General features: G+C 35.5%; 12 protein-coding genes and 1 pseudogene. 11 read left to right on the plus strand and 2 right to left on the minus strand.

Going from position 1 to position 15746, the window contains the following annotated elements; genetic code table 11:
• Together murB and Q7P22_RS05275 are read right to left on the minus strand one after the other, a co-directional pair.
• The coding region (gene murB, locus Q7P22_RS05270; protein ID WP_303861583.1) for a UDP-N-acetylmuramate dehydrogenase at positions 1–870 on the minus strand (870 nt) is incomplete at its 3' end.
• Between the two features lie 77 nt (positions 871–947).
• Positions 948–2264 carry an ABC transporter substrate-binding protein gene (locus tag Q7P22_RS05275; RefSeq protein ID WP_303861586.1) on the minus strand — a complete coding sequence of 439 codons (1317 nt, stop codon included), beginning with the start codon at positions 2262–2264 and terminating at the stop codon, positions 948–950.
• A 342-nt stretch (positions 2265–2606) separates the two neighbouring features.
• Between Q7P22_RS05275 and Q7P22_RS05280 the strand changes: the two genes are divergently transcribed.
• From Q7P22_RS05280 to pyk, 11 genes and pseudogenes are all read left to right on the plus strand, one after another.
• Positions 2607–3341, plus strand: a complete 735-nt coding sequence (locus Q7P22_RS05280; protein ID WP_303861589.1) for a PHP domain-containing protein — start codon at positions 2607–2609, stop codon at positions 3339–3341.
• Between the two features lie 2 nt (positions 3342–3343).
• Positions 3344–4213, plus strand: a complete 870-nt coding sequence (gene rapZ / locus Q7P22_RS05285) for an RNase adapter RapZ (protein WP_303861591.1) — start codon at positions 3344–3346, stop codon at positions 4211–4213.
• Positions 4214–5200 (plus strand): gluconeogenesis factor YvcK family protein, encoded by a 987-nt coding sequence (gene yvcK, locus Q7P22_RS05290; protein ID WP_303861594.1) that lies wholly within the window; start codon positions 4214–4216, stop codon positions 5198–5200.
• Between the two features lie 24 nt (positions 5201–5224).
• Positions 5225–6181: a DNA-binding protein WhiA gene (gene whiA / locus Q7P22_RS05295; RefSeq protein ID WP_303861597.1), complete on the plus strand. Its 957-nt coding sequence runs from the start codon at positions 5225–5227 to the stop codon at positions 6179–6181.
• A gap of 216 nt (positions 6182–6397) precedes the next feature.
• Positions 6398–8416, plus strand: a pseudogene (dnaE, locus tag Q7P22_RS05300) (DNA polymerase III subunit alpha); the annotation flags it as partial.
• A gap of 299 nt (positions 8417–8715) precedes the next feature.
• Positions 8716–8928, plus strand: coding sequence for a hypothetical protein (locus Q7P22_RS05305; protein ID WP_303861599.1), 213 nt, complete (start codon positions 8716–8718; stop codon positions 8926–8928).
• Positions 8921–9073 (plus strand): hypothetical protein, encoded by a 153-nt coding sequence (locus tag Q7P22_RS05310; RefSeq protein ID WP_303861602.1) that lies wholly within the window; start codon positions 8921–8923, stop codon positions 9071–9073. Before Q7P22_RS05305 ends, Q7P22_RS05310 begins: the two co-directional genes overlap by 8 nt.
• A gap of 241 nt (positions 9074–9314) precedes the next feature.
• Positions 9315–11171, plus strand: a complete 1857-nt coding sequence (gene ltrA / locus Q7P22_RS05315) for a group II intron reverse transcriptase/maturase (protein WP_303861605.1) — start codon at positions 9315–9317, stop codon at positions 11169–11171.
• Between the two features lie 159 nt (positions 11172–11330).
• Positions 11331–12803 carry an OB-fold nucleic acid binding domain-containing protein gene (locus Q7P22_RS05320; protein WP_303861608.1) on the plus strand — a complete coding sequence of 491 codons (1473 nt, stop codon included), beginning with the start codon at positions 11331–11333 and terminating at the stop codon, positions 12801–12803.
• Positions 12800–13759, plus strand: coding sequence for a 6-phosphofructokinase (gene pfkA / locus Q7P22_RS05325; protein ID WP_303861611.1), 960 nt, complete (start codon positions 12800–12802; stop codon positions 13757–13759). The genes Q7P22_RS05320 and pfkA overlap by 4 nt, the downstream gene beginning before the upstream one ends.
• 9 nt (positions 13760–13768) lie before the next feature.
• A complete protein-coding gene (gene pyk, locus Q7P22_RS05330; protein WP_303861613.1) occupies positions 13769–15511 on the plus strand; it encodes a pyruvate kinase in 1743 nt (580 codons plus the stop codon).
• Positions 15512–15746: the final 235 nt, after the last annotated feature.

The following is a 15746-nucleotide window of genomic DNA, read 5'->3' on the forward strand; positions in this document are numbered from 1 at the left end:
ACCAAACTTTTCATATACTGTCTCTTGCACATGACGGATTAAATTAAAAATATCGCTGGCAGTAGCGCCGCCTTTATTAATAACAAAACCACAATGCTTTTCAGAAATTTGCGCACCGCCTATAGAGTAGCCTCTAAGTCCACAGTCTTGTATTAGTTTTCCCGCAAAATGACCCTCTGGCCTTTTAAAAGTGCTTCCTGCGCTAGGCCATTCTAGTGGTTGTTTGTCTTTTCTTTTATAATCTAATTCATTCATCTTGTCTTTGATGTCGTCATAAGGCGCTTTTTTAAGCTGTAATTTTGCAGATAAAACGATTAGGTCTTTCTTTTGTATGGAGCTAGTGCGATAGCCTAGTTCTAAATGACCATTGACTATTTCAGAAATGTTTCCTTGTCTGTCAACTACGTGAGCGCTAATAAGTACATCTTTCATCTCACCACCATAGGCTCCAGCGTTCATTGTCACTGCTCCACCTAGTGTACCTGGTATACCTGATGCAAATTCGAATCCACCTAAATTGTGGTTTAGTGACACTTTAGCCAGTTTACTTAGTAAAATACCTGATTTAGCAGTAATAATATCTTCATTTACGGAGAAATCATTATAATTGTCGTATAATTTAATTACCACACCAGAAAAACCCCTATCAGACACCAATAAATTAGAGCCATTGCCCATAATATAAAAGGGAACAGGTTGACTCGCTAAAAGTTTTAAGACATTCACAACCTCATCTTCCGTCTTAGGAAGAATCATAAGATCAACAGGTCCACCTACTTTAAATGAAGTGTGATTTTTCATGGGTTCATTTATTAATAAGGATTTTTTATCCAAAAAAGTTTCTAGTTTTGAGAGAATATATTTAATCATGTTTGCCTCCAATGCAGGGTAAGAATAATTTGTTACCTAATTTATTATTATACAAATTAATATTAATTTTATCAAGCTTACCTTTTTTCTATGAATGACATATTTGTACTTTTTTGGATATTGTATAAGGTCTCCGTAACGGGCTGATTGTCTTTAAACATTTTTTTAAGTTCATCATTGATGGTATGGTATACTTGACTTCGATCAAGGTAAAAGGGCATTGTTTCAAGGAAAGTAGAATCATTTAATGTATTTAAATGAGTATGTGCTTCAAAATTATAGTCGTATCCCTCACAAGAAGGTAGCCTGCCAATACTTTCCAAACTCATCTGAGAGTCTTTTGATAATAAAAACTTCATAAAATCATAGAGTGCTTCTTTTTTTTCATTGCTATTCGTATCCATAATGGCGTATGCACCTACATCTTCGGTAAAATAAACGGGAGTTTCGGATTGACCTTTTGGATACTGCAAGAGTTCAAATTCAAAGCCTCTATCCTGATTGTTTTTTCGTATTAGTCCATTTACATCCGTTAAGCTTCCCGCTAATACGGCAGTTTTGCCGTTATAAAAATCTGTTGTTGCTTGAACTTTGCTTCTATTTCCGTAATCATCAGGTAAAGTAGACAAATTCTCACTGATTCTCCTTAATTTTTCTAAACCACTGATTACTTCATTGCTATAAAAGTTTACGTTACCACCTTCGTTTGTAGAAAAGATATTCGCTCCATCGCTAAAAAAAAAGGGCATTATTGAGTTTGTCTCCTCACCTATGTAAAAATCAAAAGGAGCAATTTCGTCAGAAGTCTCTTTTTCTTCAATTTCCTTTAGAAAAGAAAGGAATGTATCGTAATTTGTATCCTTTGGCAATTTTACTCCTATAGAATCAACGAGCTCTTTATTTATTATTAACACATTGGTGGAGTAATAGACAGGAATCCCCCAAATTTTTTCGTCTTTATATACAGTAGAAATTAGCGAATCTTTTATACTGATTAATTGATCATCGTCATCTAATAAATTGACAGGCATTACATGGTCTAAAGGGAGTACTTCATTTTCAATAAATAGAGGCATAATATCAGGAAAATCTTCGCTGAGAGCAGCCTTAAAAGCAATTTCTTTATTGTCATCATAATGAAGTTCTCGAAGTTCGATATGTATATTAGGGTTGAACTTTTGATACTCGTCGATTCTACCTTTAATCCACCCAAATTCACTACCATTTATAGTAAGCCGAGGAATATCCCACATAGTTATAACACCAGACCATTGTACCTTATCATCTTTGACTAAATACTTATCTGTAAATACACTATTTAAATAGTAAGGTGCTGTAAGAATATATGCAATTATTAAGATATATGAGAGTACTCGTAAAATTTTCTTAAACATAGCTACCTCCTTGCTCTATATTAATTTATTCAGCAAGGAATTGAATTAGAACGATAGGAACTATGTTATAAGCTATATGTTCTAAGTTGTATGTAAAAGCGTAGTAGCTTGGACGAAAAAAGCTAAATGCGAAACCCAATACAAAATCTTCTATGAACAATACGAATATGTATTATGTGCTTAGTATTCAAAATTGTTTCTTGTTTATTATTCCATATTTATTGCGACGCCAGTCCCATATTTGTTTATACCTTATCAACGTGATCAAAACTTCGTGTAATATTATGAACTTTGGAGTAAATATTATATAATAGAATAATATTTGAGATAAGGGTTGATAAAATGAAATTAACTGGGGATTTACACACTCATACTACTTATAGCCATGGCAAGGCGACTATTGAGGATAATATTAAAAAAGCCATAGAAAAGGGTTTAGAGAAAATCGTCATCTCTGATCATGGAAGCGGTCATTTTTTGTATGGAGTAAAAAGGGCTCATTGGATTGAAATGAGAAATATAGTAAACGACATGAGAAGAAAGTATCCTAATATTGAAATTCTCCTAGGGGTAGAAGCGAATATCGTAGGTCTAAATGGAGATATTGATGTCAAAGATGATGAAATACATCTCTACGATGTCATATATGTAGGATATCATTATGGAATTATTCCTCATAGCATAGGAGACTTTTTTAATTTTTATTTGTTAAATGGCTTAGCAAAGGTATTTCCTGGGTTAAAGAAAAAAGCAACAGAAATCAACACGGAAGCTTTAATTAAGGCCATGGATCGACATTCGATTTTTATGATCACTCATCCAGGAGCAAAAGTTCCAGTTGACATCGATAAAATAGCAAAAAAAGCAGCTGAAAAGAAGATCGTACTTGAAATCAACGCTCATCATGGACATTTGACAAGAGAAGATATTAAAATTGCACAAAAGTATAATGTGAAATTTGCAGTCAATAGCGATTCCCATGACTTAGATAGTATTGGAAGGGTTGACCAAGGATTAGAATCTATAGAATATGCATCCATACCTATTGAGAATATTATTAATGTAAGGGAGGAATAAACATGCGTTTGGTTATCATTACTGGATTATCTGGGGCGGGCAGAAGTAATACACTTAAAGCTTTCGAAGATTGGGGGTATTTCTGCGTAGACAATTTACCCCCAGAATTAATTCCGACAATTGCTGAATTATGCGGACGATCGGATACAAATATCGATAAAGTGGCGTTAGTTGTGGATAGCAGAGGAGGCGTTTTCTTTGATGAATTAGAAAATGTATTAGAGCAAATGAAGGATCGAAAGTTTGAATTTGAGTTGTTGTTTTTAGATGCTTCTGATGAAGTCTTAATACAAAGATTTAAAGCTACCAGAAGAAAGCATCCCTTAGCTTCTGAAGATCGAACTTTGGTAGGTCTTTCCCTAGAAAGAGAAAAACTTGCAGAAATTAAGAAAAAGGCAGATTATATTATAGATACTTCAGATTTAAATGTAAAAGAATTAAAAGCAGAGGTAGGTAAGATTTTTGCAAAAGAAAATGAACGAAAAGGGCTTCTCATCAATATGGTGTCTTTTGGGTTTAAACACGGAATACCTCTTGATGCTGATTTGGTTTTTGATGTTCGGTTCTTGCCTAATCCCTTTTATGTAGAAGAGCTTAGAAGATTGACGGGTAATGATAAAGAGGTTCAAGAATATGTATTAAAGTATAAGGTAACCCAAACGTTTATTGACAAAACCTTTGACTTGCTAAAATTCTTGATTCCTTATTATATAGAAGAAGGTAAGACCCAGCTGATCATTGCAATTGGCTGTACTGGTGGCCAACATCGTTCTGTAACCATAGCAAATGTGCTGACAGAATTGCTAAACAAGGAAGGTCAATGGGCAATTATAGACCATAGGGATGTATACAAATATTTAGGAGAGAATTAAATGAATCGATATAATCAACCCAAAATTGTTATTTTAGGAGGAGGAACAGGAGTATCTGTCCTACTTCGAGGTATAAAACATTATACGGAAAATATCACAGCTATTGTAACAGTAGCCGATGATGGCGGAGGCTCAGGAGTTTTAAGAGAAGATTTGGGCATGCTTCCACCGGGGGATATTAGAAGTTGTATTTTAGCCTTAGCAGATGATGAATCTATTATGCAAAAGTTATTAAATCATAGATTTACAGAGGGAAGGCTTAATGGTCAAAGCTTTGGGAATTTGTTTATTGCAGCCATGAATGCCATTAGCGATAATTTTGCAGAAGCCATAAAAAATGTCAGCGATGTCATGGCGGTAAAAGGTACCGTCTTGCCTGTAACCCTTGATGATATTACATTAACTGCAGAGTTGGTAAATGGGGAAATCGTCAATGGAGAGTCTGCCATTCCAGAAACCGTAAAAAAGGTAGGAAGTAAGATCAAAATGGTAAAAACAAATCCTGATAAGGTCTGTGCACTACCTTATTGCCTAAAAGCTATTGAAGAAGCAGATATTATCATTTTGGGTCCTGGAAGTCTGTATACTTCTATTATTCCCGATTTATTAGTAGAAGATATCGAAGTGGCACTGCTTAGAGCAAAAGCAAAGAAATACTACATATCAAATATTATGACACAGCCAGGAGAAACTCAAGACTACGATTTATATGACCATGTAGAAGCTCTGCAAGCCCATTTAAAACAAGGCAAGAATATTATTGACTATATTGTTGCCAATACGGGAAAAGTAGAAAAAAGCTTTTTAGGACCTTATCAAGAACAGGATTCAGATATGGTAAAAGTAGACTTATCTCGATTTACAGATTGTCCTTATGAGTTTATACTAGACAATTTTATAGAAGTAAAAAATGGATATATACGTCATAATGCAAGGAAAATTGTAGAGACAATTTTAGCTAGATACGAACAAGATATGGCAAATTAGAAATACAAAAGAGGGATAAAAAATATGAGTTTTTCATCTGAAACCAAGAATGAAATATGTACCATAGAAATACAGAATTCCGTAGCAGCTTTAGTGGAATTGTCAAGCTTATTTCGCATGTGTGGCTCTATTAATTTTCAAGGAAATAATAAACTCAGTTTTTATATCCGCACAGAAAATGCTGCCATTGCAAGAAGAGCTTTTAAAATACTAAAAGCCAACTACGAGCTTGGCGCAAGAGTCGCAGTATCTAAAAATAAACAGTTTAAAAATCGAAATATTTACTCCGTGATTGTCCCTCATCAAGAAGGAACATTACAAGCTCTATTGGATCTACATATCCTAAAAAGGCATGAAGGTTTGATTAGCTTAGACTTTATTATACCTGAAAAGTTTAAAAAGAATTCAGCATGTAGAAGAGCTACTATTCGAGGCGCTTTTTTAGGAGGGGGATCCTTATCAAATCCGGATAAAGGATATCATCTTGAGTTTACTTGCCACAATAGTGAATACGCGAGACAATTAATGGACTTAATAAATGGATTTGACTTAAAGTCAAAGTACATTAAAAGAAAGAATAATTACATTGTATATATTAAAGAGTCTGAGCAAATTATTACCATATTAAATGTTATCGGTGCCCATCAAACCCTTCTAAATATAGAAAATATTCGCATTATGAAGGAAATGCGAAATAATGTAAACCGTCTAGTAAATTGTGAGACAGCTAATGTAAGTAAAACGGTAGAAGCAGCTTACAGACAAATTGAAGCGATAGAGTATATAAGAGACCAAGTAGGTTTACAAAAGCTTCCACAAAAGCTAAGAGAAGTAGCAGAACTTAGATTAAATTATAAAGAAGCATCCTTAAAAGAACTAGGCGAATTGCTCGATCCTCCTGTAGGCAAATCAGGAATAAATCACCGATTAAAGAAGATTGAAACGCTAGCAAGATCCCATGGACTTGAACAAAAAAATTGAGCATTATAAAGTATATAAGAAAGATGAGCCTCTCTCAGAGCTCATCTTTCTTGTATACTAGGATCAATAAAAATTGCCTAAGGCGATAATAATTGAAGATTGATAACGATTGACAAAAGATTTGTTTCAAAGAGAAAAATAAAATATGGTATAATGGTGAAATCAGCAGATTGATCGTGGTAAAGGGCCTAAGGCGCCTGGAAAGGGATTTTTAGGATGAATAATTTTACACATCTACATGTACATACAGAATACAGTTTATTAGATGGTTTTTGCCGCATACAAGACCTAGTCAAACAAGCTAAGAAATTAGGAATGAACAGTTTAGCTATTACGGATCACGGGGTCATGTTTGGCGTTGTAGATTTCTATAAACAATGTGTCAGGGAAGGGATAAAACCTATAATAGGATGTGAAGTATACACAGCACCTAGGACCTTACACCATAAGGATTCAAAACAAGACTCAAATCCAGGTCATCTTGTACTACTAGCCAAAGATCAAGAAGGATATAAAAATTTGATGAAAATTGTATCTACTGGATTTGTAGAGGGCTTTTACTATAAGCCTAGGATTGATATAGATTACCTAAAAAAGCATAGTCAAGGGATTATTGCTTTAAGTTCTTGTCTAGCAGGAGATATTCCTAGAGCAATTATGGCGAATAATCTAGAGAAAGCAAGAGAACTTGTTCAAGACTATAAAGAGATATTCGGCGAGGATTATTATTTAGAAGTACAAGATCATGGTATTCCAGAACAAATGAAGGTAAAGCAAGGCCTAACCCTTTTGTCTCGGGAGACGAAGGTGCCTTTAATCGCAACAAATGACGTTCACTACGTGAAAAAAGAAGATGCGAAAAATCACGATATCTTGTTGTGTATCCAAACGGCAACCAGTGTTTCGGATAGCAATCGAATGAAGTTTCCAAGTGATGAGTTTTATTTAAAATCCCGAGAGGAAATGATGGATTTATTTTATGATATGCCAGAAGCTGTAGATAATAGCAATATTATTGCTGAAAAGTGCAATGCAGAATTAGATTTCAATACAACTCACTTGCCTAAATTTCAGCTTCCACCAGGAGAAGAGGACCCTAAGAAATATTTGAGTGATCTTTGTTATAAAGGATTAGCTAAAAAGTACGATAAAGTCACAGAAGAACAGACTGGCCGTATGAAATATGAGTTGTCAGTTATTGACTCGATGGGCTATAATGATTATTTTCTTATTGTTTGGGACTTTATTAAATACGCGAAGGACCATCAGATCATGGTTGGGCCAGGGCGAGGCAGTGCAGCAGGAAGCATAGTTGCTTACTCTCTAGACATTACGACAATAGATCCTATTAAATACGACTTGCTCTTTGAGCGCTTTTTAAATCCAGATCGAGTGACCATGCCTGATATTGATATAGATTTTTGTTATGAAAGGCGACAAGAGGTCATTGATTATGTCATTGAAAAATATGGACATGACCATGTGGCTCAAATCATTACCTTTGGAACGATGGCTGCAAGGCAATCTATTCGAGATGTAGGAAGGTCTTTAGATATTCCTTATGGGAAGGTTGACAAAGTCGCAAAGGAAATCCCTATGGAGATAGGGATGAATATTCAAAAGGCAGTCAAAAACAATCCTAATCTAGCTAAAATGATGGGAGAAGATGAAGAAGTTGATAACTTGATAGAGATTGCAAAGTCTTTAGAAGGGCTTTCAAGACATGCGTCTACCCATGCAGCGGGAGTAGTAATCTCGAACAAATCTTTAGTAGAATACGTGCCTTTATATAGGAATAATGAAGTAATCTCTACTCAGTACACCATGAATTTATTAGAGGAACTAGGATTACTCAAGATGGACTTTTTAGGTTTGAGAACTTTAACGGTTATTCGAGACGCTATAGAGAATATTAGGAAAAATAGAGATATAGAGATTGACCTTGATGAGTTAGAATATGACGATAAAAACGTATACGAACTCATATCTAGTGGTCATACCCTAGGCATCTTTCAATTAGAAAGTGCAGGAATGCAAAAGTTTATGACGAATCTCAAACCAGACTCCTTTGAGGATATTATTGCAGGGATTTCATTATACAGACCAGGTCCAATGGATTCCATCCCTACTTACATTAAAAACAAAAAGAATTCTGAAAACATACAGTACATTCACCCTATATTAGAATCTACTTTAAAGGTTACTTATGGGTGTATGGTTTATCAAGAACAGGTTAGTGCGACACGTTTCGCCAAATGATAAAATCTTTAGAACTCTAGAGAAAATAATCGAAGAAGCGACACACATCAAAAAGAAAGATTTGAAGTAAAAGTTGGTACAAAAGTGGCTAGAGCCCGCCCGCTAGAAAAGAATCGAGTAAAAGAAAATGTGGAGAACTTTCAACTTGAAGAGTGGAATGAAGGAGTAACGCCCAGAAACGCTCTCTCTAATAGCCCCCACATGCGTGAGAAGTCGTTTATTCAATCGTATGAAGCTGGGTAAGGCAGGCTGAGAGTTACCCTAACAGAGAAGCTATGGCTGTGACAGGCAGCGATGTGACACTTAGCAGAGCTGAGGAAAATTATACAGAGGTGTATGATGTAACCTATAAGCCGCGAGGCTACAAAACAATCTATGGTGAGAATGCATTAATAAATGCTGACGAACTCCCGAATGTACGGGTCCTGAGTTCTAACCGACCAGAAATGGCGGAGCCTCTTTGCAGAGGGGTCAGTGAGGATGAGTAAGAGTTTGCTTTATGAAAATCCTTACAGCGTTACAGGCGCTGTCAAGCTGACGGGCTTAAAGGGAGCACCTAAGGAATGTATATGTAAAGCTAGAGTTGAAGGAACGTGGAAAGCTTGGAACAAGGAGGACAAACGAGTCCTATGAAATGTTGATAAGGAAAAGAAGGTTCTATAACCAACTATAACTTGTCTTAATCCAAGTGATAGTGGAGCCATAGTACCAGAGAAACGGTGATAACAAGCCGTGGAGGGATGGGCTCTAGTCGGAATCAAATAAGTACAAAATATAGCGTTATTATCAAGACAATTAAATGGTAAATATCAAAGGTTCGAGTAAGACTAAGAGAATGCCACTGTCAATAAAATATTGATGGGGTGTGACTTTGATGAGTAACAATCAGGACACAAAGAAAAAAGATGCACTCAGATACAACGAATACTATGGGACTCAAGAAACGTTTGACAGACTATACGATAGAGCAAAAAAGAATGAGAACTTCTACAAATTATACGAGCTAATCGTTAATGAAGAAAACATTCTGCTCGCCTACAGAACTATAAAATCAAACAGGGGTAGTACTACCAAGGGGAGCAACCCCCACACTATTAAAGACATCAAAAAGTGGTCACAGGAGGAGCTTGTAAACTATATCAGAAAACGCTTGGAAAACTACCAGCCTCAACCTGTTCGGCGAATCCTTATACCAAAACACGATGGCAAAATGAGACCACTAGGTATACCCACAATTGAGGACAGAATCATTCAGCAGTGCATACGACAAATCTTAGAACCGATATGTGAGGCAAAATTTTATGACTACAGCTTCGGATTTAGACCTAATAGAAGTGCTAAACACGCTATTGCAAGATGCTACCACCTTATGCAAAGAGCAGAATTACACTACGTTGTTGATATCGACCTTAAAGGATTCTTCGACAATGTTAACCATAGCAAGCTGCTAAAACAAATATACAGCTTAGGAATTAGAGATAAACGGCTAATCAGCATAATATCAAAAATGCTCAAATGCGAGGTAATAGGAGAAGGTATACAGAAAAAGGGAACTCCCCAGGGTGGAATATTAAGTCCATTACTATCTAACATAGTTCTTAATGAACTTGACTGGTGGATTGACTCCCAATTCTGTGGAATGCCAACACATCATAAATACAGTTGCAAAAACGCACAAGACAGAGCACTCAAACAAACGAAGCTAAAACAGATGCATATAGTAAGATATGCGGACGACTTCAAAATCTTCTGTAGAGATTACAACACAGCTATCAAAGCCAAAATAGCAGTAACAGAATGGTTGCGAGAAAGATTAAGCCTTGAAATCAACCAAGACAAATCCAAAATCGTCAACCTCAGACAAAACTACTCAAATTTCCTAGGTCTTGAAATGAAAGTCCATAGAAAAGGAGTAAAAAGATACAATGGCGGTAGAGAAAAAGAAAAATGGACAATAAAGTCCAAAGTATCAAACAAGGCTGTTGACAATCTAACCAAGAATATCAGAAGACAAATAAAAGCCATAAAACACTCGCCCAAGCCCCATATGGAGATTGGAAGATTAAACCAAATGGTGTTCGGCTACCACAATTACTATGACAGTGCCTCTCATGTCAGCAAAAGCTTTCATGTTATTGAATTCAACGTTCTTAAATACATGAAAAATCAACTAGAACCTTTGGCTACTAAAACTGGAACACAAAACAGAGTAATCAAGAAACACTATGGTGAAAGCAAAGCTATAAAATATTACTGCGGACATGCATTAATACCAATATCATACATTAAAACCAGACCTCCTATGCAATTTAAACAAGAAACATGTAATTACACGGAGAAGGGCAGAAAATTGGTGCATGAATACCTTAAACTCACGCTAGAAAGCCGAATTTCAGATATGATGCGAAATTTCGTCAAAAGTGAGAATGTAGAATACAATGATAATAGAATTTCAGTATTCTCGGCACAACTAGGTCAATGCGCAGTTACAAAGAATATCCTTAAAACTTTCAACTTCCATTGCCATCACAAGATACCCAAACACTTGGGAGGTGATGATAGCTTTAAAAACCTCGTAATTGTTGAGGAAGGAATACACAGGCTAATTCATGCAGTGGATAACGAAATAATCAGCAAATATGTAGAAATATTTAAGCTTAGCAAAAACCAAATAAAGAAAGTTAATGAATACAGAAAACTCTGTCACCTAGAAGAAGTAGAAGTTGCCTAACTAAAATAAGAATAAAGAACTATAAATCCTGATGTATACTAAACGCTAATTATTCAAACTTATTTAATTCGATGGAACGCCGGATGAGAACGAAAGTCTCATGTCCGGTGTGAATGGGGGGAAAACTCGGAGATAATATCAAGGAGTTACCTATCCATATTGAAAATTGTAAGAGATGTAGCTGGATACTCTATGGCTCGTAGCGACCTTGTTCGCAGGGCTATGTCTAAGAAAAAAATGGACGTTATGGAAGCAGAAAGACAAGTTTTCATACATGGAGAATTAGATGATTCTGGAAACATTACTGTAGAAGGTGCTTTAAGACGTGGAGTAAAGGAAGAACAGGCAAATAAGATTTACGATCAGATGATTGACTTCGCTAATTATGCTTTTAACAAATCGCATGCAGCAGCATATGCAGTAATTGCTTATCAAACGGCTTGGCTTAAAAAATATTACCCCGTAGAATTTATGGCGGCCCTTTTGACAAGTGTGATGGGCAATGACAAAAAGGTAGCTCAATACATTATGAATTGTAAAAATATGTCCATCAATGTACTACCTCCGGATGTAAATGAAAGTTATGTAAAGTTTACAGTAGTAGGAGACAAGATTCGTTTTGGTTTGGCTGCAGTCAAAAATGTTGGAGAAAATGCAATACAGTCTATTATTGCGAACAGAGAAGAGAAAGCGTATACTTCTTTTACTGATTTTTACAAGAAGAATGATGGGAAAGTTTTAAATAAACGAGCTGTAGAGAGTTTGATTAAGTGCGGAGCTTTTGATTCATTAAAAGCGCATCGTTCACAACTTATGAATGTATATGAAAAAATTATTGATAATATAAATGAGGATAAAAAACACAGAATAGAAGGTCAGATATCTCTTTTTCAAAATATGCAGGAAAGCAGTATTTTGCAAGAATATTTACCTGATATCGAAGAGTTTGAAGAAGATATGAAATTAGCAATGGAGAAGGAAGTATTAGGTATATATATAACGGGTCATCCTTTGAAAAAATACGAAAAGCTCCTTGTAAACAAAGTGTCTTTAGACAGCAGCATGATTGACAATCAGGAAGAGTTAAAAGAGATTGGAATCAAGGATGGAAGTACGGTGACAGTAGGAGGCATTGTTACACAGAAAAAAAATATGTTGACGAAAAAGAATACGATGATGTGCTTCTTGACTTTAGAGGATTTATATGGAAGTATAGATATAGTAGTATTTCCTAATATTTACGAAAAGTATAGTCAACTTGCCAATATAGATAGTACTGTGCTTATAAAGGGAAGAATCAATATTAATGAAGAACAAAGTTCAAGTATTATTTGTGAGACAATAATGGAATTGTCAAAATTTAATGATAATAAGAGTTCTAATGGAAAAAATAGCGTAGAGATTAGAATTCCTGAAATGACAAATCCTATTATAGATAGAGTAAAAAGTATCTTGGTCCAACATCCTGGAGAAACACCTGTTGTTTTATCTATTCAAAATACAAATAAAAAATTTAAGTCAAATAAGAACTTATGGGTAAATATAAATCAAAAGCTTATACATGAGTTGTCTACTACATTTGGCGATAATAATATAAAAGTCTATGGAGAGAATGAGGAGATGCGAAAATGAAAAGAATTGGAGTATTAACCAGTGGTGGAGATGCACCTGGTATGAATGCCGCTATTCGAGCAATCGTGCGAACAGCCATATATAATAAAGTCGAAGTTTTTGGAATACGAAGGGGATATCAAGGTTTGCTAGAACAGGATATCGAGCCTTTAAATATTTATTCTGTAGCAGACATTATTCAAAAGGGCGGGACAATTTTAAGATCTTCACGATCAGAATACTTTAAAACGGAAGCAGGTCAAAAGAAAGCTGCTAAAGTATTAAAAGATTTTGGGATTGAAGGCCTTATTGTCATAGGAGGAGATGGCTCTTTTAATGGTGGACTAAAGTTAAGCAAACAAGGTGTAAAGATCATTTGTATTCCAGGTACCATAGATAATGACATTGGATGTACAGATTACGCTATAGGATTTGATACAGCCTTAAATACAGCGATAGATGCCATAGGCAAGATACGAGATACTACAAGTTCTCACAATAGGGTGAATGTAGTTGAAGTTATGGGCAGAGATTGTGGTGATATCGCATTGTTCTCAGGTTTGGCTGGTGGGGCAGAGTCTATTATTGTTCCTGAAAAAGATTATAATTTAGATGCTATTTGCGACAAGCTTTTAAGAGGAAAAGACCGAGGAAAATTACACAGCATTATTATTTTAGCAGAGGGTGCTGGAGATTTTAATGAAATGTGCAAGGGAATTGAAGAACGAACAGGCGTTGTTACGAGGGGAACTACATTAGGCTATATTCAAAGGGGTGGAAGCCCTACCTCTTTCGATCGAATTTTAGCTAGCAGAATGGGAAATAAAGCTGTAAATCTATTGCTACAAGGTGCAGATTCTAGAGTAACCTGTATTCGTGGCAATCAATATCTTGACATGGATATTGATGAAGCTCTTAAAATAAAAAAAGAATTTGATATGGATGCATTTGAAATTGCGGATATTTTATCTATATAGGAGGAAAATATGAAGAAAACAAAAATCGTATGTACGATAGGCCCTGCAAGTGAATCGGAAGAGGTACTAACTCAGTTGATTAAAAAGGGCATGAATGTAGCAAGAATTAATTTTTCTCATGGTGTTCATGATGAACACAAGAAAAAATTTGATATGATTAAAAAAGTTCGTGAAAAATCAAATCTTCCAATTGCTATAATGCTTGATACAAAAGGACCAGAAGTTCGAATTAAGCAATTTGAAAATGGTGGTATTCATCTTGAAAAAGGTGATGAGTTTACTTTGACTACAGAAGACATATTAGGAAATGAAAAAAAGGTAACCATTACCTACGAAAAATTGACAGAAGAATTAAAAATAGGCGATTTTATTTTAGCCGATGACGGACTCATTAAATTCAGTGTAAAAGAAATCAACGGGGCGGATATTTTATGTGATGTACTAAATGGGGGAGAACTAAAAAATAATAAAAGCTTAAACTTCCCAGATATAAATATTAGTTTACCTGCTATTACCGAAAAAGATGTAAAGGACCTTATATTTGGTATCGAAGAAGGTATTGATTATATTGCAGCTTCGTTTATCCGAAAAACAGAAGATGTTTTAGCTATTCGAAGGGTTCTAGAAGAAAACAATGGTGAAAATATAAAAATTATATCTAAAATAGAAAACAGAGAAGGCGTAAACAATATAGACGCTATTCTAGATATGTCTGATGGAATCATGGTAGCTAGAGGAGATTTAGGTGTTGAGATTTCCGCTGAAGAAGTGCCTTTAGTTCAAAAAGAAATTATCAAAAAGTGTAATATGCTTGGAAAGCCAGTTATCACTGCAACACAGATGCTAGACTCTATGATCCGAAATCCAAGGCCTACTAGAGCAGAAGTAACAGATGTTGCCAATGCAATTTTTGATGGAACAGATGCTATTATGTTATCGGGAGAGACCGCGGCTGGAAAATATCCTATAGAAGCTGTTGAAACGATGGGTCGAATTGCTGTAACGACAGAGCAATCTTCAGAATACCACAGATTAGCCAAACACAATTTTTCTGGTGAGATATCTGTAGCAAATGTAGTAAGCCACGCTGCAAGTTCTTCAGCACAGCAATTAAACGCTGCAGCCATTATAGCCATTACAAAATCAGGTCATACAGCTCGAATGATTTCAAAATTTAGACCTACAGCTCCTATTGTGGCCATAGCTGATGATGAAAGAGTTGTAAGGACCATGTCTCTAGTATGGGGTGTAAATTGTATACACGGTGATATAAAAGATATGGACTCTCTTTTCAAAAACTCTATTGATACAACCGTCGAAAAAGGAATATTAAAAAATGGGGATTTAGTAGTAATCATTGCAGGTGTCCCTGTTGGCGTAAAGGGTACTACAAATATGCTCAGGATTCAAACCATTGGTGAAGTACTTATAAAGGGCATGGGAATAGGAAAACAACCTGTAACTGGTGTAGCTCGATTAATTGATAGAAAAGGAAACACGAACTTTAAAAGAGGCGATATTGCAGTATGTTACGGAGTAGACGAAGACAATATCTCTTATATTAGAGATGCTGCAGGAGTGATCACTGAAGAAGGCGGTTTAACTTCACAAGGAGCAATAGCAGCGTTACAATTTGGTATTCCAATTATAGTAGGCGCAGAAGACCCTATGCAAAACATAGAAGAAGGAAAAACAATCACCTTAGATCCTCAAAGAGGACTTATATACGATGGGAAAGCTACAGTATTGTAATTAAGGTGGTAAGCAAAACATTTTTGCCACGAATGGTAGCTTAAGCGCTGTACCTAAGTTAATAAAAGACTTGTGGAGCATTTACGTTATTTGCCCTTGAGCGCAGTCAAGGATCTTATATTATATCGCCTTAGGCGATTATAGTTTTACTTACTACCTTTAAAGATTCTTTCTTAATAAAAAGATCCAGACGACTTAAATCGTCTGGATTTTTGTTTACATTTCATAATAGTGA

Source organism: Alkalibaculum bacchi (assembly GCF_937875145.1).
Taxonomy (GTDB): domain Bacteria; phylum Bacillota; class Clostridia; order Eubacteriales; family Alkalibacteraceae; genus Alkalibaculum; species Alkalibaculum bacchi_A.